This window comes from Mycobacterium sp. pV006, from assembly GCF_041287115.1.
GTDB lineage: Bacteria > Actinomycetota > Actinomycetes > Mycobacteriales > Mycobacteriaceae > Mycobacterium.
Genome location: NZ_JBGGKT010000060.1, coordinates 1 through 492, shown reverse-complemented (window position 1 = coordinate 492; position 492 = coordinate 1). Strand labels below are relative to the sequence as shown.

Below are 492 nucleotides of genomic sequence, written 5' to 3'. Positions count from 1 at the left end.
ACACCAACACCGGCACCGAAGACGACGCCCCGGTGACCGGCAACGTCCTCGACAACGATCGTGAGCAGAATGTCGACGGCACCGACGAGGTTCTGACCGTCACCCCGGTCGCGAGTGGCACCACCACCAACGGTGGAACGTATTCCCTTGACGCCGAGGGCAACTACACCTACACCCCGGCAGAAAACTTCAACGGTGAAGACACCTTCACCTACATCGTCTCCGACGGAACCACTTCCTCGACCGGCACCGTGACCATCTCGATCGCCGCCGTGAACGACCCCGTCACCGCCATCGACGACACAAACTCCGTCGACGAAGACGGCGGACAGATAATCGGCAATGTCTTGACCAACGATCGCGACCAGAACGTCGACGGCACCGACGAGATCCTGACTGTCACCCCGGTCGTCAGTGGCACCACCACCAACGGCGGCAGCTACACCATCGATGAAGCCGGCAACTACACCTACGCCCCCGGCCTCAACTTCA

1 protein-coding gene is annotated in these 492 nt (G+C 61.4%); it reads left to right on the top strand.

What is annotated here, in order from left to right:
* The coding region (locus ACAG25_RS24795; RefSeq protein WP_370491060.1) for an Ig-like domain-containing protein at positions 1 to 492 on the top strand (492 nt) is incomplete at both ends.